A 25,383-nucleotide genomic window follows, 5' to 3' on the forward strand; every position below is an offset into this window, starting at 1 on the left:
GGCTCGCTATAGCGGAGTGTCAGGCAACAACTCTATTGGCTGTTACGCCGCTATCGCGAGCAGGCTCGCTCCCACAGAGGATTCGGAGGGCTGGTAGATCGCCCTCCGCTCAGGTCAAGCGTAGCTTTCGATCGACGGGCAGGCGCAGACCAGGTTGCGGTCGCCGAACACGTTGTCGACCCGGCCTACCGGCGGCCAGTATTTGCCGTCGATCAACGACGCCACCGGGTACACCGCTTGTTCGCGGCTATAGGGGTGGGTCCACTCGCCGACGATTTCCGCGGCGGTGTGGGGGGCGTTTTTCAGTGGGTTGTCGTCTTTGTCCAGGCTGCCGTTTTCCACCGCGCGGATTTCTTCGCGGATGCAGATCATGGCGTCGCAGAAGCGGTCCAGTTCTTCCTTGGATTCGCTTTCGGTCGGCTCGATCATCAGCGTACCGGCCACTGGGAACGACATGGTCGGGGCGTGGAAGCCGAAGTCGATCAGGCGCTTGGCCACGTCATCGACGCTGATGCCGCTGCTGTCCTTGAGCGGGCGCAGGTCGAGGATGCATTCGTGGGCCACCAGGCCGTTGCTGCCGGAGTAGAGCACCGGGTAATGCTCTTCCAGACGGCGGGCAATGTAGTTGGCGTTGAGGATTGCCAACTGCGAGGCACGCTTGAGGCCCGCACCGCCCATCATGCGGATGTACATCCAGGTGATCGGCAGGATGCTTGCGCTGCCAAATGGCGCCGCGCACACCGCGCCTTCCTTGCGCGCCATGTTGGCGTGGCCCGGCAGGAACGGTGCCAGGTGGGACTTGACGCCGATCGGGCCGACACCTGGGCCGCCACCGCCGTGAGGAATGCAAAAGGTCTTGTGCAGGTTCAGGTGCGACACGTCGCCACCGAACTTGCCCGGGGCGCAGAGGCCGACCATGGCGTTCATGTTGGCGCCATCGATGTACACCTGGCCGCCGTTGTCATGAATGATCCCGCAGATTTCGCGGATGCCTTCCTCGAACACACCGTGGGTGGACGGGTAGGTGATCATCAGCGCCGCGAGGTGTTCGCGGTGCTCGGTGGCCTTGGCCCGCAGGTCTTCGATGTCGACGTTGCCGCGAGCATCGCAGGCGGTCACGACCACACGCATGCCGGCCATGTTGGCGGTGGCCGGGTTGGTGCCGTGGGCCGACGATGGGATCAGGCAGATATCGCGACGGTCTTCGCCACGGCTCTGGTGATAGGCGCGGATCGCCAGCAGACCGGCGTATTCACCCTGGGAACCGGCGTTGGGTTGCAACGACACCGCGTCGTAACCGGTGGCAGCGCAGAGCATGGCTTCCAGTTCGTCGGTCAGTTGCTGGTAGCCAGCGCTCTGTTCGGCGGGGGCGAACGGGTGCAGGGCGCCGAACTCGGCCCAGGTCACCGGGATCATTTCGCTGGCGGCGTTGAGTTTCATGGTGCAGGAACCCAGCGGGATCATGGTGCGATCCAGGGCCAGGTCCTTGTCGGCGAGCTTGCGCAGGTAGCGCATCAGCTCGGTTTCGGAGTGATAGCGGTTGAACACCGGGTGGCTGAGGACCGCCGACTGGCGCACCAGCTCGGCCGGGATACGGCTGTGCACGGTGGCGGCCAGGGCGGCGAAGTCCGGCAGGGCCTTGCCGTCGGCCAACAGGCTCCACAGCGTTTCGACGTCCGCCTGGCAGGTGGTTTCGTCCAGGGACAAGCCCAGGCGTTCAGCGTCCACCACGCGCAGGTTGATGCGCTGGGCACGCGCCTTGTCGTGCAGGGCAGCGGTTTGCGCGCCGGTGTGCAGGGTCAGGGTGTCGAAAAAGCTGTCCTGCTCGACAGCCAGACCCAAGGCGCCCAAGCCCTTGGCGAGGATCGCGGTGAGGTGATGGATGCGGTTGGCGATCTGAGTCAGGCCTTTAGGGCCGTGATACACGGCGTACATGCTGGCGATGTTGGCCAGCAAGACCTGGGCGGTGCAAATGTTGCTCGTGGCTTTCTCGCGACGGATGTGTTGTTCGCGGGTCTGCATCGCCAGGCGCAAGGCCGGCTTGCCGAAACGGTCCACGGAAACACCCACAAGGCGGCCCGGCATATCGCGCTTGAAGGCATCCTTGGTAGAGAAATACGCCGCGTGTGGGCCGCCAAAGCCCAATGGCACGCCGAAGCGCTGGGCGCTGCCGATGGCCACGTCGGCGCCGAACTCACCCGGTGCCGTCAGCAGGGTCAGGGCCAGCAGGTCTGCGGCGACAGCGACCAGGGCGTTGGCGGCATGGAAGCGTTCGGTCAGTTCACGGTAATCGAACAGGTCACCGTTGCTGGCTGGGTATTGCAACAGCGCGCCGAAGAAACTGCCGACATCGGTCAGTTCGCGTTCGTCGCCCACGACCACGTCGATGCCCAAGGGCTCGGCACGGGTGCGCAGCACATCGAGGGTTTGCGGGTGGCAATGGCGGGAAGCGAAGAAGGCATTGCTGCCCTTGTTCTTGCTCAGGCGCTTGCAGAAGGTCATGGCCTCGGCGGCGGCGGTGGCTTCGTCCAGCAAGGATGCGTTGGCGATCGGCAGGCCGGTCAGGTCGCTGATCAAGGTCTGGAAGTTCAGCAGTGCCTCGAGACGGCCCTGGGAAATTTCCGGCTGGTAGGGGGTATAGGCGGTGTACCAGGCCGGGTTTTCCAGCAGGTTGCGCAGGATCGGCGCTGGCGTGTGGCAGTTGTAGTAGCCCTGGCCGATGTAGGTCTTGAACAGTTGGTTCTTGCTGGCGATGGCCTTGATCGAGGCCAGTGCATCGGCTTCGCTCTGGCCGTCGCCCATGTCCAGCACGCTGGTGCCCTTGATGCTTTCCGGAATGACGCTGGCGCTCAACGCTTCCAGGGAGTCGTAGCCCAGGCGCTCGAGCATGGCTTGCTCGTCGCTGGCTCGCGGGCCGATGTGGCGGGCGATGAATTCGTTGGCGGTGCCGAGATTAACGGTCATGTTGCGCTCCTCAGGCTTCGGCGTTGGCTTTGATCAGGCGGTCATAGGCGTCCTGATTCAGCAGTTGGTCAACTTGGGTGGCGTCGGCGGGCTTGAATCGGAAAAACCAGCCTGCGCCCAGCGGATCTTCGTTGACCAGTTCCGGATTGCTTTCCAGGGCCGGGTTCACTTCCAGCACTTCTCCGTCCAGCGGCATGTACACGCCGCTGGCGGCTTTCACCGATTCCACGGTAGAGGCTTCGTCACCCTTGGCGTAGCTTTGCAGTTCCGGTAACTGAACATAGACCACATCGCCCAAGGCGTTCTGGGCAAACGCGGTAATACCGACGGTAACGCTGCCGTCGGCTTCAGTGCGCAGCCATTCGTGATCTTCAGTGAAACGCAACTCGCTCATGGAAACTCCTGGGGCCAGATTCGTCTGGTGGACGCGAAGAAAGGCGCGGGGCTTGGCCCGGCCGAATGGTTATATCCTTAGCAAGAATGCGGCCAATGCTAATAAATACTTATATATCAATGGCTTACTTGGTTATGTCGAGCGCAGGTTGTATTGAGCTGTAGCGAAAACGCTACAGCTATACGCCTGGAAAAAATCGCTGTGGGATCAAAGCCTTGCGCGGCGCAGCTTAGCGCCAAGTGTATCGATATCGTTCCACTGTAGCGCTTTCAGTACAGGTGGAGGTCGTTTTTGAGCCAGGTTCCAGGGACGCCGCAGGTCCCAATGTGGGAGCGAGCCTGCTCGCGATAGCGGTGGGTCAGCCAGCACGGATATTGACTGATACATCGCTATCGCGAGCAGGCTCGCTCCCACAGAGGGCAGCAGCGTGCTTACGGCTTGCCGGAAATCCCGTATTTACGCAACCGATGGGCAATCGCTGTATGGGAGGTTTGCAGGCGGCTGGCGAGCTGGCGGGTCGAGGGGTAGTTGACGTAGAGGCTTTCGAGCAGATGTTTTTCGAAGGCTTCCACCGCTTGCTCAAGGCTCTCGACTTCCACGTCACCCTGGCGCGCCACGGACGTGCCGGCAATGTCCAGGTCGCCAATGTCCACCAGGCTGCTTTCACAAATGGCCGCGGCGCGGAAGATCACGTTCTGCAATTGCCGCACATTGCCCGGCCAGCGGTTGCCCAGCAGCGCCGGGTAGGTGCCGGGGGCCAAGCGGCAGACCGGGCGCTGGATTTGCGCACAGGCCTGCTGCATGAAGTAGCGCGCCAGCAGCAAGATGTCCTGGCCACGCTCACGCAGCGGCGGTACTTCGACGTTGAGCACGTTCAGGCGATAGAACAGGTCTTCGCGGAACGAACCTTCGCTGACCATTTTTTCCAGGTTGCGGTGGGTCGCGCTAAGAATGCGCACGTTGACCTTGATTTCCCGGTCGCCGCCGACCCGACGGAAGCTGCCATCGTTCAAGAACCGCAGCAGCTTGGCTTGCAGGTAGGGCGACATCTCGCCGATTTCATCGAGAAATACCGTGCCCTGGTTCGCCAGTTCCATCAGCCCCGGCTTGCCACCCCGTTGCGCGCCGGTGAAGGCGCCGGGGGCGTAGCCGAACAGTTCACTTTCGGCCAGATTCTCCGGCAGCGCCGCACAGTTCAGGGCCAGGAACGGCGCGCCGTGGCGGGCACTGATGGCATGGCAGGCCCGGGCCACCAGCTCTTTGCCCGTGCCGGTTTCGCCCTGGATCAGCAACGGTGCATCCAACGCCGCTACCCGCTGGGCCCGGGCCTTGAGGGTGCGGATCGCCGGGGATTCGCCCAGCAACGCGTCAAACCCTTCGGCGTGGTCGTGGTGCAGCGCCGACAGGCGTTCGCCGATGCGGTTTGGCTGATAGAGGGTCAGCAACGCACCGGCGTTTGTAATGGGCGTGGCGTCCAGCAGTAAGGTCTGGCCGTTGAGGGTGATTTCCCGAAGCGGCAGGCGGAAACCATTCTCCAGCAGAGCGACCAACAGGGCTTCGTCACCGAACAGCTCGGCAACGCTTTCCCCGGCCGGTTCACGCCCGTACAGGGCGATCAACGCCGGGTTGGCCAGCAATACGTGGCCGGCGCTGTCGAGGGCCAGTACCGGGTCGGTCATGGCCGCGAGCAGGGCGTCGAGCTGCAAATGCCGACGCTGGCCGGGCAGGATGTCCACCACGGTGACCGCCTGCACGCCCCGCACGCTGAACAGCGCCTCGCGTAATTCGTCCAGCACCTGCGGGCTGAGGGTCGGGGCATCGATGTAGACGTTGGGCGGCACCATCTCCACCGCATCCAGATTGAGATTGCGCCCACCGAGCAGCGCCAGGACTTCCTGGGTAATGCCGACGCGGTCGATGAAACTGACGTGGATACGCATGGGGCGGTTCTGGGTTCTGGAATACGGAGGGTGGCAAGTATGCCTTGGGGCGGGCTATTGGTGAAATCCTGGTGCAGTACTTGAGAACCACGGTGACCCCCTGTGGGAGCGAGCTTGCTCGCGAAAGCGGTGTATCAGTCGACATCTACTTGGCTGGCACTACGCCTTCGCGAGCAAGCCCGCTCCCACAGGAAGTTGGCGGTGAGGCGGCTATCGTTTACAACCCAACATCCCACTCCGGCCTCTCGGGAAATTTGAGTACCAAAAAATCCAGCAGGCTGCGCAGCGCCGACGGCATGTGTTTGCGTGAGGCATACACCGCGTACATGTTCATCCGGCGGGGTTCGGCGTGGGGCAACAGGCGGATCAGTTCGCCGTTCTTGATGTGCGTGCCGGCCTGGTAGCTGGGCAGCATCGCCACGCCCGCACCGGCTATCGTGGCCTGCAGCAATGTGCTGGCCTCGTTGGCGCTGATGTTGCCCTGCACCGGCACCGAGACCTGCTCGCCGTCCTGCTCGAAATGCCACAGGCTCTTGCCGACGTAGGAGTGGGTCAGGCAGTTGTGCCGGCTCAAATCCTCGACCCGTTGGGGCGTTGGGTGTTCACGCAGGTAGCCGGGCGAGGCGCAGATCACCGAGCGACAGACTGTGAGGCGCCGGGCAATCAGGTTCGGGTCCAGGTCGTTGCTCATGCGGATCGCCAGGTCGATGCGCTCGTCCACCAGGTTCACGGTGCGGTCGAGCATTTGCAGGTCGACGCTGACCCCTGGGTAGCGCACGACGAACTCGGTCATGGCTGCCGCCAATTGGGCTTGGCCGAACGAGGTGCTGGCGCTGATGCGCAGCATACCCCGTGGCGCATCGTCCGACGTACTGACGGCGGCCTGCATGTCGCCGGACAGATCCAGCATCTGCCGACAGCGCGGCAGGATCTCCAAACCCGCGGCCGTCAGGCTCAATTTGCGAGTGGTGCGGTGCATCAGTCGGGCACCAACCCAGTCTTCCAGTTCCGCCAGATACCGTGACACCACCGGTCGTGACAGGTCCAGATGTTCGGCTGCTGCCGACTGACTGCCCAGTTCCACCACGGCGACGAACACTTGCATTGCTTGTAGACGATCCATGATTTGCCCGATTTCAGAAACAAACTATGTCCAAGCATCGCATTTTTTGAAACGAGTCAGGTCCCTAAGCTGCGCTCATTCCCAATCGGGCTTATGCACAACGGAGCACAACATGACCGGATCCACCTTATTCAAGCGTCTGCTGCTGACCAGCGCTTCGATGATTTTTGCGGCCAACACCTGGGCAGCCGACCTTGCCCTGGAGGTCTACAACCCTGGCGCGACGGCCGTTTTCCCGGTGACCTCGGTATTGGTCAGTGGGGAAAAAGAAGTGGTGTTGGTGGACGCCCAGTTCGGCAAGTCCCAGGCCGAACAGGTGGTGCAGAAAATCCGCGCCAGCGGCAAGCAATTGACCACGATCTACATCAGCCACGGCGATCCCGACTACTATTTTGGTCTGGAGACCCTGACCGCCGCGTTCCCGGATGCCAAGGTGCTGGCCTCTGCGCCGACCGTCGAACACATCAAGCACACCATGGACGGCAAGTTGAAATATTGGGGGCCGATCCTCAAGGCGGATGCGCCGAGCAAAGCGATCGTACCCCAGGTACTCAAGGGCGACAGCCTGACCCTGGAGGGCAAGCGCTTGCAGATCATCGGTCTTGATGGCCCGCAACCGGACCGCAGCTTCGTGTGGATCCCGTCGATCAAGGCGGTGGTCGGCGGCGTCGTGGTGGCCGAGAACATTCACGTCTGGATGGCCGACACGCAGACGCCGCAGTCCCACAAGGATTGGCTGGCGACGCTGGAGGGCATTGAAAAACTGCAACCGAACACTGTGATTCCCGGCCATTACCTGGGTGATAGTGCCCGGTCCCTGGCTCCGGTGAAATTTACCGCCGAGTACATCAAGGCCTTCGACGAAGAAACCGCCAAAGCCAAGGACTCCGCCGCCCTGATCGCCGCCATGAAGCAGCGCTACCCCGATCTGGGGGAAGACAGCTCCCTGGAGCTCAGTGCCAAGGTGGCCAAGGGTGAGATGAAGTGGTGAATACCGATCTTTGATCAGAGCACCGTTGTGGCGAGGGGATAAATCCCCTCGCCACAAGAGCCTGTATTTCAACATCGCTAACCAATGGAGAACATCATGAGCAAAATCGCAATCATCGGCGCCACCGGTCGGGCCGGCAGCCAGTTGTTGGAAGAAGCCCTGCGTCGTGGCCACAGCGTGACGGCCATTGCCCGTAACACGGCCAAGATCGGTAAGAGGGCCGGTGTGGTCAGCCAGCAGTTGGATGTATTGGACAGCGAGGCCTTAATCGCAGCGGTAGCCGGTCATGATGTGGTGATCTGCGCCGCCCATTTCGCCACCGTGCCGGCCGACAAGGTCATCGCCCCAATCAAGGCTGCCGGGGTCAAGCGCTTGCTGGTGGTGGGCGGGGCCGGTTCGTTGCTGCTGCCGGACAATAGCCGTGTGATCGACAGCGAAGGCTTCCCTGAGGAATACCTCGCCGAAGCCAGCGCCGGAGCATTATTCCTGGACGTGCTGCTCAAGGAACAGGACCTGGACTGGACCTTCCTCTCGCCCTCGGCGGAGTTCGTCGAGACCGAGCGCACCGGTCAGTTCCGTATCGGCAAGGATCACCTGCTGTTCGACGCCGCCGGGCGCAGTTGGATCAGCTTTGCCGATTACGCCATTGCAATGATCGATGAAGTGGAGACGCCGCAGTTTTCGCGGCAGCGCTTTACCGTCGGTTATTGAACCACTGGTTTGGACAGGCGCTCCTGCGGGGTCAGCTGTGGAGTCTCATCCACACGCTGACCAGCACCGTCGCCGCCATCAGCCAAGCCACCGCCGCCACGGCCAGAGAAGCCTCCAGACGCATCCGGTCGACCATCACATACAGCGTCGCCAGGTAGACGAAGTAGGGGATGATCGACCACATGCCAAACACGATGGTGGTTTTCAGATCGTCCACCGAGCGGCCCTTGCCAACAATGTAGTGGGCGATCAGGGCGAAGGTGGGAAACAGTGGCACCAGCCCGGCGATGTAATAGTTCTTGGTCTTGGCGAGCATCGCCAGGATGACCACCACGGCGGCACCGAGCGCTGCTTTGAAAATCAGGTCCACAGGTTTACTGCCCCAGGTTAATGGCTCAGGCCATATTTTTTGACTTTGTCGAACAGCGTGGTCTTGGCCATGCCCAGTTCGAGACTGGCCTGGGTCAGATTGCCACCGCTGCGTTGCAGAGCGTCCACCAGCAGGTTGCGTTCGAAGGCTTCCACCGCTTCGGCGAAGGCCAGGCCCTGGCTGGCGCCGCTGGCCCCCGACTTCTTGAAGGCCGGCAGGCCGAGTGCATAGCGCTCGGCGACGTTGCGCAGTTCCCGCACGTTGCCCGGCCAGTCGTGGCTCATCAGGTTGGAAAGCGTCTGGTTGTCCAGCTCCGGCACCGTGCGGTCGAAGCGCAGGGACGACTGCTGCAGAAAATGCTCGAACAGTTGCAGAATGTCTTCGCGGCGCTCGCGCAGGGGCGGCAGTTCCAGGGTCACCACGTTGAGGCGGTAATACAAGTCGCTGCGAAACTGCCCGGCCCGGCCCAGTTCGTCCAGGTCGGACTTGGTGGCGGCGATGACCCGGCAATCCACGGCCACACTCTGGTTCGAACCCAGCCGCTCGAGGGTGCGTTCCTGCAACACCCGCAGCAACTTGATCTGCAAGGGCAGGGGCATGCTTTCCACTTCATCGAGAAACAGCGTGCCGCCGTCGGCGTGCTCGATCTTGCCGATCCGTCGTTTGCCGGCGCCGGTAAAGGCGTTGGCCTCGTGGCCGAAAATCTCGCTTTCGAACAGGTTCTCCGGCAGGCCGCCGCAGTTGAGCGCGACGAATTGTTTGCTGTGACGTCGGCTGAAGTCGTGCAGGCAGCGCGCGACCAGTTCCTTGCCGGTGCCGGTTTCACCTTCGATCAGTACGTTGGCCGAGGTGTCGGCTACGTTGGCGATCAGTTCTCGCAGGTGCTGCATGGCCGGTGAGCGGCCGATGATCCGGCCTTCCAGGGAGTCGCGTTCGGCCAGTTGCCGGCGCAGCGATGAAACCTCCCGGGCCAGGCTGCGTTGCTCCAGAGCGCGGCGGGCGACGTCCACCAGGCGTTCGGGGGAGAAGGGTTTCTCCATGAAGTCATAGGCGCCTTTTTGCATGGCGCCGACGGCCATGGAGATGTCGCCGTGGCCGGTGATCAGCACCACCGGCAGGCTGCGGTCCCGGGCCTTGAGGCGGGTCAGCAGCTCCAGGCCATCGATGCCCGGCAGGCGAATGTCGCTGATGACGATGCCGGCAAAGTCATCGCCGACCCGCTCCAGGGCCTCTTCGGCGCTGCCCACGCCGATGCAGGGAATGTCTTCCAGGGACAGGGCCTGCTGGCAACCCAGCAGGACATGGGGGTCGTCTTCGACGATCAGTACGCTCAGGTCGTTATTCATGGCTGCTCGGCAGGTAAAGGGCTTACCAACGGTAAACTGAGGGCAAACGTGGTTCCACCTTCGGCCGGGTGTTCGACCTCCAGATGCCCGCCCGCGGCGGCGGCCAGGCTCGCCGAAAGGGTCAGGCCCAGGCCCAGGCCCTGTTCGCCGGGTTTGGTGGTGAAGAAGGGTTCGAACAAATGCTTGCGCGCCTCGGGATCGATGCCATGGCCGTTGTCCCGCACCCGCAGGCGATATTTGCCATCCGAGGCAGTGCCTTCAAGCCACAGCCGCGGCTCGGGTTGGCTCTGCATGGCGTCCAGGGCGTTGCCGATCAGGTTCACCAGGATTTGTTCAAGACGCGTCTGGTCGATCTGTACCTGCACGTCATCGTAACCGGCATGCACCTGGATCTTCAGGCTTTCGAGGCGGCTGCCCAGCAGTTGCAGCGCGGCTTCGACCGCCTTGCCGAGGCTGGCCCGGCCCTGATCGTCCCCGCGCCGGGCGAAGGAGCGCAGGCTGGCGGTGATCCGGCCCATGCGGTCGATCAGGTCGTTGATGGTCTTGAGGTTGGCGCTGGCGATATCCAACTGGCCCCGCTCAAGAAAGCGTACGGTGTTGCCGGACAGGGTACGCAGCGCGGCCAGCGGCTGGTTGAGTTCATGGGCGATGCTGGTGGACATCTGGCCAATGGCGGCGAGTTTGCCGGCCTGCACCAGTTCGTCCTGGGCCCGGCGCAACGTCTCTTCGGCCTGCCGCCGTTCGCGGATCTGGCCCTTGAGCCGTTCATTGCTGGCCCGCAGGTCGGTGGTGCGTTCGGTAATCCGACGTTCGAGCTGGTTGTTGGCTTCCTGCAAGGCCTCCCGGGCAGCGAGGCGAGTGGCGATGACCTTGCGCCGCTCGTTCCAGGCGATCAGCAGGAAAGCCACCAGGGCGAAGGCCACGGCCACCAGGATGCCCTGGTTGATTGCCTGGCGACGCAGGTCTTCAAGTGGCGTCAGCAGGGTGAAATTCCAGGGTGTGTCGCTCAGGGGGCGGGTCTGTGACAGATAGCTGATGGGCCGCTCGTCGGACACCAGTTCGGCATTGGCCGGGAAGGTCAGTTTTTCCATGCCTTCGGCCAGCCGTTCCCGAGCCAGGGGAACCAGCTCGTTCAGTGGGAACCAGTAATATTGCAGGCTGCGGGCCAGGCGCTCTTTGGTTTCGTCGCTCAGCGGTCGCACGGACTTGAGCCGCCGCGCCGGATCGCTGGACAAAATGATGATGCCATTCTCGTCGCTGACGAAGGCTTCCAGGCGCGCGCGCTGCCAGCGCTCTTCCATGGCTTCCAGGCGCACTTTGACCACCGCCACGCCGATGATCTTGCCCTGCTGTTCCAGGCCATGGGCCAGGTAATAGCCAGGCTCGCCGCTGGTGCTGCCGATGCCATAGAAGCGCCCGGGCTGACCGCGTACGGCGTTCTGGAAATAGGCGCGAAAGGACAGGTCTTCACCCAGGTAACTGTCGACGTCGCGCCAGTTGCTGGTCGCCATGACCCGGCCTGTGGTGTCCATCACATAAATGGCCCGACTGCGGCTGCGGCGGTTCAGGCCTTCGAGGTATTCGTTGACGGTCTTGCGGTGCTCGGGCGTGGGGTCGTCGAGCAGTTGCGATACGCTGGATTCAAGCTCCAGCAGGCTGGGCAGGTAAGTGTATTTGCTGATCTCGCTCTCGACCGCACGGGCGTGCAGCTCCAACTGGCGCTCGCCGTTCTCGCCCAGGCTGCGAATGCCGTAGTGCTCACTGATCCAGAAGCCGAGGTAACCCAGGCCGATCATCAGGGCAATGATCAGCGGCGGCAGGAACAGATGGCGAATCAGACGAGGCTTCACGGCGAGTGATGGCGGCGCGGCGCGATAGAGAGTGGGGTCGCATTTCATCACAGAAGCCTTGGGTCAACCACAACACAAATCGACAAACCAACACTGCTCCCTTGTGGGAGCGAGCTTGCTCGCGATGACTGCTGATCAGTCGACAATAAGGTGACTGGCAGTCCGCTATCGCGAGCAAGCTCGCTCCCACAGTGGGAAGCGGTGTTGTTTAGTGCTGCAGGATTTTCTCAAGGAAATGCTGCGCACGTTCGGAGCGGGCGCTGATGTCGCCGAAGAACTCTTCCTTCTCGCAGTCTTCGATGATCTGGCCCTGGTCCATGAAGATCACCCGGTTCGCCACTTTGCGGGCGAAGCCCATTTCGTGGGTCACGCACATCATGGTCATGCCTTCGTGGGCCAGTTGCACCATCACGTCGAGCACTTCGTTGACCATTTCCGGGTCAAGGGCCGAGGTCGGTTCGTCGAACAGCATCACGATCGGGTCCATCGCCAGGGCACGGGCAATCGCCACGCGCTGCTGTTGACCGCCGGAGAGCTGGCCCGGGTGCTTGTGGGCATGGGCCGACAGACCGACCCGCTCAAGCAGTTGCAGGCCTTTCTGGGTGGCTTCTTCCTTGCTGCGGCCCAGCACCTTGATCTGGGCGATGGTCAGGTTTTCGGTGATGGTCAGGTGCGGGAACAGCTCGAAGTGCTGGAACACCATGCCAACGCGCGAGCGCAGTTTCGGCAGGTTGGTCTTCGGGTCGGCGATGGACGTACCGTCGACCACGATGTCGCCTTTCTGGAACGGCTCCAGGGCGTTCACGCATTTGATCAACGTGGACTTGCCCGAACCCGACGGGCCGCACACCACCACAACTTCACCCTTGCTGACCTCGGTGCTGCAATTGGTCAGTACCTGGAAGTCCCCATACCACTTGTTGATGTTCTTGATAGAGATCATACGGCGAACCTTTTTTGCAGACGCTTGACCAGCAGCGAGGCGGCAAAGCTGATTGTGAAGTACACGAGACCTGCGATGATCAGGAACTCATGGGAGCGGCCGATGATGTCGCCATTGGCCCGCGAAGCATTGAGGAAATCCACCAGACCGACGGTGTAGACCAGCGAGGTGTCCTGAAACAGGATGATGCTTTGTTGCAACAACAGCGGGGTCATCTTGCGAAACGCCTGGGGCAGGATGATCAGGCGCATGGTCTGGCCATAATTCATGCCCAGCGCCTGGGCGGCGCCCATCTGACCCTTGGGGATCGACTGCACGCCGGCCCGCACGATTTCGCAGAAGTAGGCCGCCTCGAACATCATGAACGCCACGACGCAGGAGCCAAACGCACCGATAGGGGTGTCTTCGCCGGTGATCCAGCGCAGAACGAACGGCACCGCCAGGTAGAACCAGGTGATGACCAGCAGCAGCGGGATCGAGCGGAAATAGTTGACGTAGGCGCCGGCAATGCTGGAGATCAGCTTGTTGTGGGACAGGCGCATCAGCGCCAGGATAGTCCCCAGGATGATCCCGCCAACGACGCCCAGGGCCATCAGCTTGAGCGTCATCACCATGCCGTTCCACAAACCGGGAATGGCCGGGATGATGCCAGTGAAGTCGAGTTCCATTATTTACCCCCCACGGAAATCAGGCCGGGCACCGCGACTTTCTTCTCGACCATGCGCATGAGCAGCATCAGGCTCATGTTCAGGGTGAAGTAGATCAGTGTCGCCAGGGTGAAGGCTTCGAACAGGTTGGCGGAGAACTCGGCGGTCTGTTTGGTCTGTGCAAGCAATTCCATCAGGCCGATCAGCGAGGCCACGGAGGAGTTCTTGAAGACGTTCAAGAATTCCGAGGTAAGCGGCGGAATGATGATCCGGTAGGCCTGGGGCAGCAGCACGTTCCAGTAGATTTGCGGCAGCTTGAAGCCCATGGCCCGGGCGGCGGATTCCTGGCCGCGCGGCAGCGCCTGAATACCAGTGCGAACCTGTTCGCAGACCCGCGCGGCGGTAAACAGGCCCAGGCACACGACGACGCTCAGGTAGGCCGAGGTCGTGGGGTTCAGGTCCTGCTTGTACCACTCCTGCAGGTCCGCAGGCAGCAAGTCGGGCACCAGGAAGTACCAGATGAACAGCTGAACCAGCAGCGGTACGTTACGAAAGAGCTCCACGTAGCCGGTGGCGATACCCGACACCAGCCGGTTCGGCACGGTGCGCATCACGCCCAGAACCGAACCCAGCAGTAGGGCGATGATCCAGGCCGCGACGGCGATGGCGATGGTCCAGCCCAGGCCGGCCACGTACCAGTCGAGATAAATCTCGCTGCCGATGCCGGTGGACTTGAAGAACACGCCCCAGTCCCAGTTGTAATTCATTAGGGTCTCCCCTCAGATCGATCGATATGCAAATACCCGCCTGGGGAAGCTCCATTCCCACCTGACCCTTGAAGGGCAGGCACACACGATCGGCTCGACAGCCACCGGTTCGAGTGTTTCCAGATATGCCAGCAGGGAGTGACCATCCCCTGAAAGCGCAAAAGCACTTCCAGGGGACAAGGTTAGTCAGGAATCAGGATTTCTTTTCGTCGGCCGCTTTGTCGGTCGGTTCGGCGATCAGTTTCTTGAGCTCTTCGCTCATCGGGAAGTTCAGGTTCAGGCCTTTTGGCGGAATTGGCTGCATGAACCATTTTTCGTAGATCTTGTTGATTTCGCCAGAAGCGTAGGTGGCCTTGATGGCGTCATCGACGGCTTTTTTGAACGGCTCGTCGCCCTTGCGCATCATGCAACCGTAGATTTCGAAGGACTGCGGGGTGCCGGTCACGGCCCAGTCGCCTGGTTTCTTGGCCTTGGCCATTTCACCGGCCAGCAAGGCGTCGTCCATCATGAAGGCAACGGCACGGCCGCCTTCGAGCATGTTGAACGATTCGCCGTGGTCCTTGGCCGAGATCACGTTCATGCCCATTTGCTTGTCGGCGTTCATGGACTTGAGGATGCGCTCGGACGTGGTGCCGGCGGTGGTCACGACGTTTTTGCCCTTGAGGTCGTCGAAGTCCTTGTACTTGGAGTCCTTCTTGGACAGCAGCTTGGTGCCGATCTCGAAGATGCCAACGGAGAAATCAACCTGCTGCTGACGTTCGACGTTGTTGGTGGTGGAACCGCATTCCAGGTCGACGGTGCCGTTTTGCACCAGTGGGATACGGGTTTGCGAGGTCACCAGGTTGTACTTGACCTGCAGGTTCGGCACGTCCAGTTCTTTTTTCAGGGCTTCGACGACTTTCAGCTGAATGTCGTGGGAATAGCCGACCGGTTTGCCGGAGGCGTCCGCGATATAGGAAAACGGAATGGAAGCGTCGCGATGCCCGAGCGTGATGACGCCGGACTCTTTGATCTTTTTCAGCGTACCGGTCAGTTCGGCAGCGAAAACCGGGGTGCTGATCAGAGCGGCAGCAATGGCTGCGCCCAGGAGATGGGGAACGATGCGCATCGATATTTCCTCGACATTGTTTTTCTTATTCAGCCGGTTCGTCGGCCCTGAGTGCTTCGAAGTACCTGGCAGCTCCTGTTGTGTTGGCATGCAGGCATTCGTCTCGAAGGAGTGTAGAGCATGAGTCGTGCCAGACCAGTTGGCTCACATTAACTATTTGTTTTTAAACGTAATTAATCTTTTTTCTGATTTTTTCCACAGGCTGTTTATCCGGTTGGCCGAATTGACTGGTGAGTCTTGTTCGGAAAACCGAATGCACTTCGGCATCTCCATGTCCTTGTGGGAGCGAGCTTGCTCGCGATAGTGGTCTTGCCAGGCGAGACTTATGTTGAAGCTGATGGCCTCATCGCGAGCAGGCTCGCTCCCACAGAGGGCGGCGGTGTATGCCAGATAGCAAAAAGCCCCTGAATCGCCAGATTCAGGGGCTTTCGTATAAGCGGTTAACCGATCAGGCCGCTTCGATCTTGCGACGGTTGTGCTCCACCTTGTCCAGGTATTGCTGCAGCTTCTGCTGTTCGGCCGCGGTGGTGAACAAGCCAAGTTTGCTGCGGCGCCACAGGATGTCGTGGGCATCGATGGCCCATTCATCGCTGCACAGGTAGTCGACTTCCCGGGTGTAGAGGCCCGCGCCGATGTATTCGCCCATGTCACCGAGGTTGTGCACGCCTTCAAGCATGCGCCAGGTGCGGCTGCCATAGGTGGTGGCCCAGCGACGGGCAAGCTCGGTCGGCACCCAGTCGAATTTGTCACGAATCGCCGAGCACAGCGCTTGCGGGGTGGTCATGTTTTCGCCGCCGGGGAGGGTAGCCACGGCAGTCCAGCTGGGGCGCATCTGGGTAAAATACGGGGCCAACTGCGCCATGGCCGATTCGGCCAGTTTGCGGTAAGTGGTCAGCTTGCCGCCGAACACCGACAGCAGCGGGGCTTCGTCCGCACTGCCCGACAGCGCCAGGGTGTAGTCCCGGGTGACGGCCGACGGGTTGTCGGATTCATCGTTGCACAACGGCCGAACACCGGAATAACTGTGCAGGATATCGTCGCGGCTGATCTGCTTCTTGAAGTGCGCGTTGACCACTTTGAGCAAATAATCGGTTTCGCCCTCGGTGATCGCCACTTTGGCCGGGTCGCCGGTGTATTCGCGGTCGGTCGTGCCGATCAAGGTGAACTGGTTCAGATACGGAATGGTGAAGACGATGCGCTGGTCTTCGTTCTGAAGAATGTGCGCGTGCTCGCCTTCGTAGAGTTTCGGCACGATCAGGTGGCTGCCCTGGATCAGACGAATGCCGTAAGGCGACTCCAGCTTCAGGTCGTCGCGAATGAACTTGGCAACCCAAGGACCGGCCGCGTTGACCAGCGCCTTGGCGCGGATCGAAAACAGGCTGCCGTCGGCGCGTTCCAGATGCAAATGCCACAAGCCTTTACTGCGACGGGCGTTCACGCAACGTGTGCGAGTGTGGACATGGGCGCCTTTTTCCCGGGCGGCCATGGCGTTGAGCACCACCAGGCGCGCATCGTCGACCCAGCAGTCGGAGTATTCAAAGCCTTTGGTGATCTCGCTTTTCAGCGCGCTGTCGGCGCCGAATTTCAGGCTTTTGGAACCGGCAAGTTGTTCGCGCTTGCCCAGGTGATCGTAGAGGAACAGGCCGGCGCGAATCATCCAGGCGGGGCGCAAGTGCGGGCGGTGGGGCAAGACGAAGCGCATCTGCTTGACGATGTGCGGAGCCTTGGTCAACAGCACTTCGCGCTCGGCCAGCGCTTCGCGCACCAGACGGAATTCGTAATGTTCGAGGTAGCGCAGGCCGCCATGGATCAGCTTGCTGCTGGCCGAGGAGGTGTGGCTGGCCAGGTCGTCCTTTTCGCAAAGGAACACCGAGAGGCCGCGACCCGCTGCGTCTGCGGCAATCCCCACGCCGTTGATCCCGCCGCCAATGACGGCGACGTCGTAAACCTCAGCGAGAGGGGGCGTAGGCAAGGTAGAAGTGGGCATCGGCTGGCCTCGGGCTTTTTTTCGAAATATTTGAATTCGAACATTAATGTTCATTTGCGAAAATACTAGCCCATAAACTCGGCAACAGCCAGCAGACTTCGATTGAAAATACTGATCAAAGGAAGCTGAAAGGAAAATTTTCGAACATGAAGCGGGTCGCTGATATGGTCGGAGATGCTTTTGTGGCGAGGGGATTTATCCCCGCTGGGCTCACAGCAGCCCTAAAGCCAGGCGACTCGGTATATGAGGCAAATTGAGTTGACTGTATTGGGGCTGCTGCGCAGCCCAAGCGGGGATAAATCCCCTCGCCACAGGGTTTCGGGGGGAGCTCAGACCACTTCCAACCGAATCTTGTGCTGGCTCAGCAATTGCGCCAGGGCCGGCACGGGTTGCTGATCGGTCACCAGGCAATCGATCAGGCTGATCGGTCCCAGCCTGACCATGGCGTTGCGCCCGAATTTGCTGGAGTCCGCCGCCAGCAGCACCTGCCGGGCGTTGGCGATGATCGCCTGGGAGACCCGCACTTCCTGGTAGTCAAAATCCAGCAGGCTGCCGTCTTCATCGATCCCGCTGATGCCCACCAGGGCGAAGTCGACCTTGAACTGGTTGATGAAGTCGACGCTGGCCTGGCCTACCACGCCTCCGTCGCGTCTGACATTTCCCCCCGCGATCAGGACTTCGAAGTCGTCCTTGGCGCTGAGGATCGAAGCTACGTGCAGATTGTTGGTGATGACCTTCAGGTGGTTGTGATTGAGCAGCGCCCGGGCGATGGATTCGGTGGTGGTGCCGATGTTGATGAACAGCGAGGCATGGTCAGGGATCTGGGCGGCAATGGCTTCGGCGATGCGTTGCTTCTCGTCGCGCATCTGATCGGCGCGCATGGCGTAGGCGGTGTTTTCAACGCTCGAATCATAGGCCGCGCCGCCGTGGTAGCGACGCAGCAGGTTCAGTTCCGCCAATTGATTGATGTCGCGGCGGATGGTCTGCGGGGTGACAACGAATAGCTGCGCCATTTCCTCGATGCTGACGTAGCCGCGTTCGCGGACCAGTTCGAGGATTTGCTGCTGACGGGGAGGCAGATTCATGGGGCTTCCTTTGGGCTGCCATACAAAATTTGCCCATGATGCCGCAGGAATCCCCTCCCGACCAGTTTCACGACCCTCGTCGTACCCAGCTTCGGCTTATTCAGCGTCTTCGTGAGGTTCCCAGTCGCGGGTGCGGCTGACCGCTTTCTGCCACCCGGCGTAGAGTTTTTCCTTGGCCTGCTCGTCCAGTTGCGGTTCGAATTCGCGCTCGATCACGGCCTTGCCGCGCAGTTCTTCCAGGCTGCCCCAGAAACCACACGCCAGGCCGGCCAGATACGCGGCGCCCAAAGCCGTGGTTTCCCGCATTTTAGGGCGTTCGACCCGGGTGCCGAGAATGTCCGCCTGGAACTGCATCAGGAAGTTGTTCGCTACCGCGCCGCCGTCCACGCGCAGGGCCTTGAGGCGTTCGCCCGAATCCTGTTGCATGGCGTCGAGTACGTCGCGGGTCTGGTAGGCAATCGACTCCAGCGCTGCACGAATGATGTGGTCGACCCGCACGCCGCGGGTCAGGCCGAACAGCGCGCCACGGGCATAGGGGTCCCAGTAGGGGGCGCCCAGGCCGGTGAAGGCCGGTACCAAGTACACGCCGTTGCTGTCCTTGACCTTGTTGGCGAAGTATTCGGTATCGAGGGCGTCATTGATGATTTTCAACTCATCGCGCAGCCACTGCACGGTGGAGCCGCCGTTGAATACCGCGCCTTCCAGAGCATAGGCCACTTCGCCGCGGGGACCGCAGGCGATGGTGGTGAGCATGCCATGATTGGATTTGACGGCTTTGTCGCCGGTGTTCATCAACAGGAAGCAGCCGGTGCCATAGGTGTTTTTCGCCTGACCTGGCTCCACGCACATCTGGCCGAACAGGGCGGCCTGCTGGTCGCCGGCGATGCCACCGATGGCGATGCCGCTCTTGGTGCGGCCATAGATTTCCGAGGACGACTTCACTTGCGGCAACATTTCGCGAGGGATGTCGAGAATCTCGAGCATCTTCGCGTCCCACTCCAGCGAGTGAATATTGAAGAGCATGGTGCGCGAGGCGTTGGTGTAGTCGGTGACGTGGACTTTGCCGCCGGTAAATTTCCAGATCAGCCAGCTGTCCACGGTGCCAAACAACAGTTCGCCGTTACGTGCGCGTTCGCGGCTGCCTTCGACGTTGTCCAGGATCCACTTGAGCTTGGTGCCGGAGAAATACGGGTCGGTGACCAGGCCGGTGGTTTCGCTGATGTACGGTTCGTGGCCGTCACGCTTGAGTTGCTGGCAGATCTCGGTGCTACGTCGGCACTGCCAGACAATGGCGTTATAGATCGGCCGGCCGGTGGTCTTGTCCCAGACCACGGTGGTTTCGCGCTGGTTGGTGATGCCGATCGCGGCGACCTGGTCATGATGCAGGCCAGCCTGGGCCAGGGCTTCGACCATCACCGCGCTCTGGGTGGCGAAGATTTCCATCGGGTCGTGTTCGACCCAGCCGGCCTGGGGGTAATGCTGGGCGAATTCGCGCTGGGCGGTGCAGACCACATTGGCGTCGCGGTCGAAAATGATCGCCCGCGAGCTGGTCGTACCCTGGTCGAGGGCAATGATGTAGTTCTTGTTCTGAATGTCGGTCATGTCGATTGCCTTGGGACGTGAATAAGGGGTGAGGCCTGGCGCACGCTTGAGCGGGCAGAAGTGTGCGCCGATGGTTTCAGGATGTTCTGGGTTTGCCGTCAATGGCCGGTTTTGCATCCTTTGTAACAGCCGCGGCGCTGGGCAGATGGCGGGCAATCAACCCGCGATAGGCCGCAGCGCCCAGGCATGCACCCACGATCGGTGCAAAAATCGGAACCAGGAAATACGGGATGTCGCGTCCACCCGTGAGGGAAATTTCACCCCACCCGGTGAAGAAAGTCATCAGTTTAGGGCCGAAGTCTCGCGCCGGATTCATCGCGAAGCCCGTCAGTGGCCCCATCGAGCTGCCAATCACCGCGATCAGCAGGCCGATCAGCAGTGGCGCCAGCGGGCCGCGGGGCAGGCCATTATTGTCATCGGTCAGGGACATGATCACGCCCATCAGAATGGCGGTGATGATCACCTCCACCAGAAAGGCCTGGCCAGTGGACAGCGCCGGGTGTGGATAAGTGGAAAACACCGAGGCCAGTTCAAGGCTGGCTTCTGAGCCACGAATCATTTGCCGGGACTGTTCGAAATCGAAGAATAGATTGCTGTACAGCGTGTAGACCAGCAGCGCGCCACAAAAGGCGCCGGCCACCTGGCAAATAATGTAGAAGGGTAACTTACGCTTTTCAAAGTCGGTGAAAATACACAGCGCGATGCTGACGGCGGGGTTCAGGTGTGCGCCGGAAACGCCGGCACTGAGGTAGATCGCCATGCTGACACCGACACCCCAGATGATACTGATTTCCCACAGGCCGAAACTCGCACCCGCGACCTTGAGCGCTGCAACGCAGCCAGTGCCGAAGAAAATCAGCAGGGCAGTCCCCAGGAATTCGGCCAGGCATTGGCTGGAAAGGGGTGGCTGTTGTAAAGCAATTGTCATTCAAACCTCGGTTTTTGTTGTTGTCTGGCGCGTCCGGTAAAGCCCGATCGCGCGTTCAGCGCCGAGGCAGGATCCTCATCCTGAACTCGGGGTGTTGGTTGAGACCTGCGTTTCTGTTTTCAGTTTCGAAAAAATATAGACAAGAAACGCTGGTGTCAAAGGTCGAAAGTGAACCATTGGTCACATTTAAACTATTCGTGGTGTGAATGACTGTTTCGCTCACGCTAAGTCACTGGGGTTGGCAGCCCAGTTCCAGCACCTTTTGGCCGACGATGACTTAGAATCCGGCCACGCTTATTCGAATTTCCTCAGGAGCGATCATGACCCCGGCATTGGATCTGCTTAAAAAGGTGCGCGCCGAGCATCGCATTCACAGTTATGAACACGATCCCAAGGCAGCCTCCTATGGTTTGGAAGCGGCAGAAAAGCTTGGACTGGATCCGGCGCAGGTCTTCAAGACGTTGTTGGCGGCCAGCGAAAAACACGAGTTGTTGGTGGCGGTGGTGCCCGTGGTCGGCAGCCTGGATTTGAAAGCCCTGGCCCATGCCGCCGGCGTAAAGAAAGTCGAGATGGCCGACCCCGCGGCCGCCCAGCGTTCGACCGGTTATCTGCTCGGTGGTATCAGTCCATTGGGGCAGAAAAAACGTCTTCGCACCTTTATCGACAGTTCTGCCCAGCCGTTCGCCAGCATCTTTGTCAGTGCCGGAAGGCGCGGGCTGGAGGTAGAGCTGGCGCCGGCGGTACTGGCCGAGCATACCGGGGCGGCGTTTGCGGATATCGGGCGTGCTTGAAACCGGCGCAGGGCGTGAGCAAGTACCTTTGTCATCATGGTGTCGGGCTTAGGCTTGGGTGGCTGCCGGGGCCTTCGTCCTGGGCTGTAGGGTGAAAATTCGTCGGATCTGTCACTGGAAAAGCAGTAGCTGGGCACTCATGCTCATGCATCAATAACAAGGAGAAGTGCCATGCAGCTTGCGTTTCATCAAGTCGATGCGTTCAGTGATCGGCCGTTTGGCGGCAATCCGGCGATGGTCTATCGGCTCGACGCCTGGCTGGCCGATGACTTGATGCAAAGGATCGCCGCCGAACATAACCTGGCTGAAACGGCCTTTCTGGTGCGTGAAGGCCAGCATTGGCATATCCGCTGGTTCACGCCCACCACCGAGGTACCGTTGTGCGGGCATGCCACCTTGGCCAGCGCCCATGTGCTGTTCGAGGTCTATCACGAAACCGTCGAGCGACTGGACTTCATCTGTCGATCCGGGGCGTTGAGCGTCACTCGCGAAGGTGATCGGCTATGGCTGGATTTTCCAGCCATCGTCCCCAGCGAGTTGGGTGCATCCCTGGTGGTCCAGGCTGCCCTGGGCGTGGAAGCGGTGGACGTGTTGAGCTCCAACGAACTGTTTGTCGTGCTGGAGTCGGAGCAGGCGGTGCTCGATTGCAAGCCGGACATGGCGGCCCTGGCGAAGCTGCCGTGGCCGGGCGCAATCGTGACTGCGCCGGGAAGCCGGCATGATTTTGTCTCGCGCTATTTCGCCCCGGCGATTGGCATCAATGAAGATCCGGTCACGGGCTCGACCCATTGCAGCCTGATTCCTTACTGGTCTCGGCGCTTGGGCAAGCTGGGGCTGACGGCTTATCAGTGCTCGGCCAGGGGCGGCGAACTGTTCTGCCGACTTGAGGGAGAGCGGGTGAAGATTGGCGGGAATGCGACGTTGGTGGCCAGTGGGACGTTGATGTTGGGGGGAGCCGGTAACCTCATCTCAAATCTCTGAGGTCAAAATGTGGGAACGAGCCTGCTCGCGATAGCGTTGGTTCAGCTTGCATCGATGCTGAATATGCCTACGCCATCGCGAGCAGGCTCGCTCCCACAATTGCTTCTAGCTGGCAGTACTGTAGCGCCGCACGCCGCTTTCCACGGGGGGTATATGGGCCGCCGTGCTCCCTGACGCCTGGAACAGCACCAAGTGTTCAGCCGCTACGCGGATGCCGACGTTGTCCCCCACCAGATGGTCGGCATGGCTCGGGAAAATGGATTCCAGCTGCGCTCCGGTCGGCAATTGCAGGCGATACAGGGTTGAAGCCCCCAGGAACGTCTTGCCGACAATCCTGCCTGTGAGCGGACTGTCCGGTGCGTAGACGATATCGTCCGGGCGCAGCAGCACATCCACCGCACCACCGATGGGCCAGGTGTATGCCCGATTGCCGCGCAGGATACCCAGCTCGGTTTGCACCGATTCCGGGCTGTCGAGCTGGCCGCGAATGAAGTAACCCTGGCCAATGAAGCTGGCGACAAATGGCGTCAGCGGTTCATGGTACAGATTGTAGGGCGTATCCCACTGTTCCAGCCGACCCTCCTTGAATACCCCGACATGGTCGCTCACCGCGAAGGCTTCTTCCTGATCGTGGGTTACCAGAATAGCGCTGGTGCCGCGGACCTTGAGAATGTCCCGCACTTCATGGCTGAGCTTGCGTCTGAGCTCACCATCGAGATTGGAGAACGGTTCGTCGAGCAGCAGCAATTGCGGTTCCGGCGCCAGGGCGCGAGCCAGGGCCACACGTTGTTGCTGACCCCCGGACAGTTCATGGGGAAAGCGCTTGCCCAAGCTCTTCAGGTTGACCAGCTCCAGCAGTTCCTCGACCACGCGGTCCTTGTCCGGATGCTTGCGAATGCCAAACGCAATGTTCTCCGCCACGCTCAGGTGAGGGAACAGCGCATAGTCCTGAAATACCATGCCGATGCGGCGTTTTTCCGGGGCGAGGGTGAAGCCGGCGCGGGAGATGGTTTCCCCCGCCAGCTGGATCTCACCTTCCTGTACCGGTTCGAAACCGGCGATGGCTCGCAGCGTCGTGGTCTTGCCACACCCGGACGAGCCGAGCAGGCAACCGATATCCCCGGCATTGAGGTGCAGGTTGAGGTTCTGGACGACGCGCTGGTTTTGATAACCGCAAGTCAGGTTCTGCAGGTTCAGTAGCAGGGTATGGCTCATGCGTGGTGGTACGCCGGCTCGACCAGAAACTCGAGCAAGGCCTTTTGTGCGTGAAGGCGATTTTCTGCCTGATCCCATGCCACGGAGCGTGGATCGTCCAGCAGGTCGACGCTGATCTCCTCGCCGCGATGGGCCGGCAGGCAGTGCATGAACAGCACGTCAGCGTCCGCCAGGTCGAGCAGGGCGCGGTTGACCTGAAGTGGCGCGAACAGTTTCAGACGCTTGGCGGTTTCTTCTTCCTGGCCCATCGAGGTCCAGACATCAGTGCTCACCAGGTGCGCGCCGGCCACGGCCTGTTTCGGATCACGGACGATGGTCATCCGGCTCCCGGCCTTGGCCACCAGTTCGGCACTGGGGTCGTAGCCTTCCGGGCAGGCGATGCGCAGTTGGAAGTCGAACTGGATCGCGGCTTCTATATAGCTGTTGCACATGTTGTTGCCATCGCCGACCCAGGCCACGGTCTTGCCCTGGATCGAGCCGCGGTGTTCGAGGAACGTCTGCATGTCGGCCAGCAACTGGCAGGGGTGCAAGTCATCGGACAGACCATTGATCACCGGTACGCGCGAGTGCGCCGCAAACTCAGTCAGCGTGCTGTGGGCGAAGGTACGGATCATCACCGCATCAAGCATGCTCGACATGACGATGGCGCAGTCGCCGATCGGTTCGCCACGGCCCAGCTGGGTGTCGCGGGGCGACAGGAAGATTGCCTGGCCGCCGAGCTGGATCATGCCGGCTTCGAAAGAAATACGGGTGCGGGTCGATGACTTCTCGAAGATCATCCCCAGCACACGGTTTTTCAGGGGCTCGAACAGTACGCCGCGATTACGCAGGTCCTTGAGCTCCACGCCTCGACGGATCACGCCGAGCAACTCGTCGGGCGTGAAATCCATCAGGGAGAGAAAGTGCCTTGCGCTCATGATTGACTACCTTTTGTCACTGATCGCAGATGCTCAAAGCCTTGTTTCATGAAAAAACGGGCGAGACCTGCGGCAAAAGCCGCACGGGGCGACGAAATAGGGGAAGGCGCGATCTTATAAGGAAATGTCGCGTCTTACCAATAGGGCTACAGTTTTAGGGGATTTCAGCGAGGTCATAGCAGGTTGGCGAAGACATGTATGAAGCCGGTTTCCTGACAGCAGCCACCCATTTGTACACCGGCCTTGCGCAGCTTGGCAATCAAACCGGGGCGTTATTGAATGATTTGGCCGGCCTGTTCCTGGGCGTGAATATTTCCTAATGCCAGGGCCTGGGTTATAAATGAACCTCAGACGCAGGAGCCCCGAAATGGATTCGAAAGAGCAACAACTGATGGAACTACTGGGGCTGACAGCGCGCTCCCTGACTCACCTGACCGCCTCGGTGACGTCCATGTCATTCGAGTTGCTGCGCAGCGATGACGAGGTGACCAAGGCAGCAGGTCGACGCATGATCGATCGCATGGCCACCATCAGCAGCGGGCTCGACGAGCATTGGCGATTGATCGGAGAGTTGACGGGCGTGCCCATTGCTCATGAGCAAGTGGAAACCATCGAGGAAATCCAGTTGCTGGCGCCGCCTTCCGAGCAGCCTTGAGCTCACTGCATCGGCGGGCCTGATGCACGGCAATTCACAGGACGAACGTCGCTGGCGCAGGGGTGGAT

At 60.8% G+C, this 25,383-nt stretch carries 23 protein-coding genes; 6 read left to right on the top strand and 17 right to left on the bottom strand.

Annotated elements, in window-relative coordinates; genetic code table 11:
• Positions 1-114 precede the first annotated feature (114 nt).
• The 4 genes from gcvP to MKS85_RS15735 form a co-directional block, all read right to left on the bottom strand.
• Positions 115-2,964: an aminomethyl-transferring glycine dehydrogenase gene (gene gcvP / locus MKS85_RS15720; protein WP_076383703.1), complete on the bottom strand. Its 2,850-nt coding sequence runs from the start codon at positions 2,962-2,964 to the stop codon at positions 115-117.
• A 10-nt stretch (positions 2,965-2,974) separates the two neighbouring features.
• A complete protein-coding gene (gcvH, locus tag MKS85_RS15725) occupies positions 2,975-3,358 on the bottom strand; it encodes a glycine cleavage system protein GcvH (RefSeq protein ID WP_188252003.1) in 384 nt (127 codons plus the stop codon).
• Positions 3,359-3,789: 431 nt separating this feature from the next.
• Positions 3,790-5,298 carry a sigma-54-dependent transcriptional regulator gene (locus tag MKS85_RS15730; RefSeq protein WP_047227043.1) on the bottom strand — a complete coding sequence of 503 codons (1,509 nt, stop codon included), beginning with the start codon at positions 5,296-5,298 and terminating at the stop codon, positions 3,790-3,792.
• 217 nt (positions 5,299-5,515) lie between these two features.
• A complete protein-coding gene (locus MKS85_RS15735) occupies positions 5,516-6,421 on the bottom strand; it encodes a LysR family transcriptional regulator (protein ID WP_188252002.1) in 906 nt (301 codons plus the stop codon).
• Between the two features lie 112 nt (positions 6,422-6,533).
• Between MKS85_RS15735 and MKS85_RS15740 the strand changes: the two genes are divergently transcribed.
• Entirely contained in the window at positions 6,534-7,412 is an 879-nt protein-coding gene (locus tag MKS85_RS15740; protein ID WP_047227041.1) for an MBL fold metallo-hydrolase, read from the top strand.
• A gap of 96 nt (positions 7,413-7,508) precedes the next feature.
• Complete coding sequence (locus MKS85_RS15745; protein WP_047227040.1) at positions 7,509-8,123, top strand: NAD(P)-dependent oxidoreductase; 615 nt, start codon at positions 7,509-7,511, stop codon at positions 8,121-8,123.
• Positions 8,124-8,154: 31 nt separating this feature from the next.
• Here the strand turns inward: MKS85_RS15745 and MKS85_RS15750 are convergent, their stop codons facing one another.
• From MKS85_RS15750 to MKS85_RS15800, 11 genes are all read right to left on the bottom strand, one after another.
• Positions 8,155-8,484, bottom strand: coding sequence for a GlpM family protein (locus MKS85_RS15750; RefSeq protein WP_173407518.1), 330 nt, complete (start codon positions 8,482-8,484; stop codon positions 8,155-8,157).
• A gap of 26 nt (positions 8,485-8,510) precedes the next feature.
• Positions 8,511-9,839 (bottom strand): sigma-54 dependent transcriptional regulator, encoded by a 1,329-nt coding sequence (locus MKS85_RS15755; protein WP_047227038.1) that lies wholly within the window; start codon positions 9,837-9,839, stop codon positions 8,511-8,513.
• Positions 9,836-11,737, bottom strand: a complete 1,902-nt coding sequence (locus MKS85_RS15760; RefSeq protein WP_188252001.1) for a sensor histidine kinase — start codon at positions 11,735-11,737, stop codon at positions 9,836-9,838. The genes MKS85_RS15755 and MKS85_RS15760 overlap by 4 nt, the downstream gene beginning before the upstream one ends.
• Before the next feature lie 160 nt (positions 11,738-11,897).
• Positions 11,898-12,632 (bottom strand): amino acid ABC transporter ATP-binding protein, encoded by a 735-nt coding sequence (locus MKS85_RS15765; protein ID WP_047227036.1) that lies wholly within the window; start codon positions 12,630-12,632, stop codon positions 11,898-11,900.
• Entirely contained in the window at positions 12,629-13,300 is a 672-nt protein-coding gene (locus tag MKS85_RS15770) for an amino acid ABC transporter permease (protein ID WP_047227035.1), read from the bottom strand. The genes MKS85_RS15765 and MKS85_RS15770 overlap by 4 nt, the downstream gene beginning before the upstream one ends.
• Positions 13,300-14,046, bottom strand: a complete 747-nt coding sequence (locus tag MKS85_RS15775) for an amino acid ABC transporter permease (protein ID WP_047227034.1) — start codon at positions 14,044-14,046, stop codon at positions 13,300-13,302. The genes MKS85_RS15770 and MKS85_RS15775 overlap by 1 nt, the downstream gene beginning before the upstream one ends.
• Before the next feature lie 193 nt (positions 14,047-14,239).
• Positions 14,240-15,154, bottom strand: a complete 915-nt coding sequence (locus tag MKS85_RS15780) for a glutamate/aspartate ABC transporter substrate-binding protein (protein WP_047227033.1) — start codon at positions 15,152-15,154, stop codon at positions 14,240-14,242.
• Positions 15,155-15,602: 448 nt separating this feature from the next.
• Positions 15,603-17,141, bottom strand: a complete 1,539-nt coding sequence (gene glpD, locus MKS85_RS15785; RefSeq protein ID WP_173406630.1) for a glycerol-3-phosphate dehydrogenase — start codon at positions 17,139-17,141, stop codon at positions 15,603-15,605.
• Between the two features lie 329 nt (positions 17,142-17,470).
• Complete coding sequence (locus MKS85_RS15790; protein WP_047227030.1) at positions 17,471-18,226, bottom strand: DeoR/GlpR family transcriptional regulator; 756 nt, start codon at positions 18,224-18,226, stop codon at positions 17,471-17,473.
• A gap of 96 nt (positions 18,227-18,322) precedes the next feature.
• Positions 18,323-19,828 (bottom strand): glycerol kinase GlpK, encoded by a 1,506-nt coding sequence (gene glpK / locus MKS85_RS15795; protein ID WP_139049301.1) that lies wholly within the window; start codon positions 19,826-19,828, stop codon positions 18,323-18,325.
• 76 nt (positions 19,829-19,904) lie between these two features.
• The gene (locus MKS85_RS15800; RefSeq protein WP_139049303.1) at positions 19,905-20,756 is read right to left on the bottom strand and encodes an MIP/aquaporin family protein; all 852 of its coding nucleotides are present in this window, start codon (positions 20,754-20,756) and stop codon (positions 19,905-19,907) included.
• Between the two features lie 320 nt (positions 20,757-21,076).
• Here MKS85_RS15800 and ybaK point away from each other — a divergent pair, with 320 nt between their 5' ends.
• Together ybaK and MKS85_RS15810 are read left to right on the top strand one after the other, a co-directional pair.
• Positions 21,077-21,547, top strand: coding sequence for a Cys-tRNA(Pro) deacylase (ybaK, locus tag MKS85_RS15805; protein WP_076383708.1), 471 nt, complete (start codon positions 21,077-21,079; stop codon positions 21,545-21,547).
• Between the two features lie 171 nt (positions 21,548-21,718).
• On the top strand, positions 21,719-22,528 hold the full coding sequence (locus MKS85_RS15810; RefSeq protein WP_047227026.1) for a PhzF family phenazine biosynthesis protein: 810 nt from the start codon (positions 21,719-21,721) through the stop codon (positions 22,526-22,528).
• Positions 22,529-22,633: 105 nt separating this feature from the next.
• Here the strand turns inward: MKS85_RS15810 and MKS85_RS15815 are convergent, their stop codons facing one another.
• Together MKS85_RS15815 and argF are read right to left on the bottom strand one after the other, a co-directional pair.
• Positions 22,634-23,743: an ABC transporter ATP-binding protein gene (locus tag MKS85_RS15815; protein ID WP_047227025.1), complete on the bottom strand. Its 1,110-nt coding sequence runs from the start codon at positions 23,741-23,743 to the stop codon at positions 22,634-22,636.
• Positions 23,740-24,660, bottom strand: coding sequence for an ornithine carbamoyltransferase (argF, locus tag MKS85_RS15820; protein ID WP_188252000.1), 921 nt, complete (start codon positions 24,658-24,660; stop codon positions 23,740-23,742). The genes MKS85_RS15815 and argF overlap by 4 nt, the downstream gene beginning before the upstream one ends.
• Positions 24,661-24,854: 194 nt before the next feature.
• Between argF and MKS85_RS15825 the strand changes: the two genes are divergently transcribed.
• On the top strand, positions 24,855-24,980 hold the full coding sequence (locus tag MKS85_RS15825; RefSeq protein WP_257220644.1) for a hypothetical protein: 126 nt from the start codon (positions 24,855-24,857) through the stop codon (positions 24,978-24,980).
• A gap of 47 nt (positions 24,981-25,027) precedes the next feature.
• Positions 25,028-25,315: a hypothetical protein gene (locus MKS85_RS15830; RefSeq protein ID WP_047227023.1), complete on the top strand. Its 288-nt coding sequence runs from the start codon at positions 25,028-25,030 to the stop codon at positions 25,313-25,315.
• The last annotated feature ends 68 nt before the right edge of the window (positions 25,316-25,383 follow it).

This window comes from Pseudomonas sp. JL2 (assembly GCF_031570495.1).
GTDB classification, from domain to species: domain Bacteria; phylum Pseudomonadota; class Gammaproteobacteria; order Pseudomonadales; family Pseudomonadaceae; genus Aquipseudomonas; species Aquipseudomonas rhizophila.

Excerpts from the sequence above, each read along its gene's own strand:
- gcvP (WP_076383703.1), bottom strand. The coding sequence starts at position 2,964 with ATGACCGTTAATCTCGGCACCGCCAACGAATTCATCGCCCGCCACATC.
- gcvH (WP_188252003.1), bottom strand. The coding sequence starts at position 3,358 with ATGAGCGAGTTGCGTTTCACTGAAGATCACGAATGGCTGCGCACTGAA.
- MKS85_RS15730 (WP_047227043.1), bottom strand. The coding sequence starts at position 5,298 with ATGCGTATCCACGTCAGTTTCATCGACCGCGTCGGCATTACCCAGGAA.
- MKS85_RS15735 (WP_188252002.1), bottom strand. The coding sequence starts at position 6,421 with ATGGATCGTCTACAAGCAATGCAAGTGTTCGTCGCCGTGGTGGAACTG.
- MKS85_RS15740 (WP_047227041.1), top strand. The coding sequence starts at position 6,534 with ATGACCGGATCCACCTTATTCAAGCGTCTGCTGCTGACCAGCGCTTCG.
- MKS85_RS15745 (WP_047227040.1), top strand. The coding sequence starts at position 7,509 with ATGAGCAAAATCGCAATCATCGGCGCCACCGGTCGGGCCGGCAGCCAG.
- MKS85_RS15755 (WP_047227038.1), bottom strand. The coding sequence starts at position 9,839 with ATGAATAACGACCTGAGCGTACTGATCGTCGAAGACGACCCCCATGTC.
- MKS85_RS15760 (WP_188252001.1), bottom strand. The coding sequence starts at position 11,737 with ATGAAATGCGACCCCACTCTCTATCGCGCCGCGCCGCCATCACTCGCC.
- MKS85_RS15765 (WP_047227036.1), bottom strand. The coding sequence starts at position 12,632 with ATGATCTCTATCAAGAACATCAACAAGTGGTATGGGGACTTCCAGGTA.
- MKS85_RS15770 (WP_047227035.1), bottom strand. The coding sequence starts at position 13,300 with ATGGAACTCGACTTCACTGGCATCATCCCGGCCATTCCCGGTTTGTGG.
- MKS85_RS15775 (WP_047227034.1), bottom strand. The coding sequence starts at position 14,046 with ATGAATTACAACTGGGACTGGGGCGTGTTCTTCAAGTCCACCGGCATC.
- MKS85_RS15780 (WP_047227033.1), bottom strand. The coding sequence starts at position 15,154 with ATGCGCATCGTTCCCCATCTCCTGGGCGCAGCCATTGCTGCCGCTCTG.
- glpD (WP_173406630.1), bottom strand. The coding sequence starts at position 17,141 with ATGCCCACTTCTACCTTGCCTACGCCCCCTCTCGCTGAGGTTTACGAC.
- MKS85_RS15790 (WP_047227030.1), bottom strand. The coding sequence starts at position 18,226 with ATGAATCTGCCTCCCCGTCAGCAGCAAATCCTCGAACTGGTCCGCGAA.
- glpK (WP_139049301.1), bottom strand. The coding sequence starts at position 19,828 with ATGACCGACATTCAGAACAAGAACTACATCATTGCCCTCGACCAGGGT.
- MKS85_RS15800 (WP_139049303.1), bottom strand. The coding sequence starts at position 20,756 with ATGACAATTGCTTTACAACAGCCACCCCTTTCCAGCCAATGCCTGGCC.
- ybaK (WP_076383708.1), top strand. The coding sequence starts at position 21,077 with ATGACCCCGGCATTGGATCTGCTTAAAAAGGTGCGCGCCGAGCATCGC.
- MKS85_RS15810 (WP_047227026.1), top strand. The coding sequence starts at position 21,719 with ATGCAGCTTGCGTTTCATCAAGTCGATGCGTTCAGTGATCGGCCGTTT.
- MKS85_RS15815 (WP_047227025.1), bottom strand. The coding sequence starts at position 23,743 with ATGAGCCATACCCTGCTACTGAACCTGCAGAACCTGACTTGCGGTTAT.
- argF (WP_188252000.1), bottom strand. The coding sequence starts at position 24,660 with ATGAGCGCAAGGCACTTTCTCTCCCTGATGGATTTCACGCCCGACGAG.
- MKS85_RS15825 (WP_257220644.1), top strand. The coding sequence starts at position 24,855 with ATGTATGAAGCCGGTTTCCTGACAGCAGCCACCCATTTGTACACCGGC.
- MKS85_RS15830 (WP_047227023.1), top strand. The coding sequence starts at position 25,028 with ATGGATTCGAAAGAGCAACAACTGATGGAACTACTGGGGCTGACAGCG.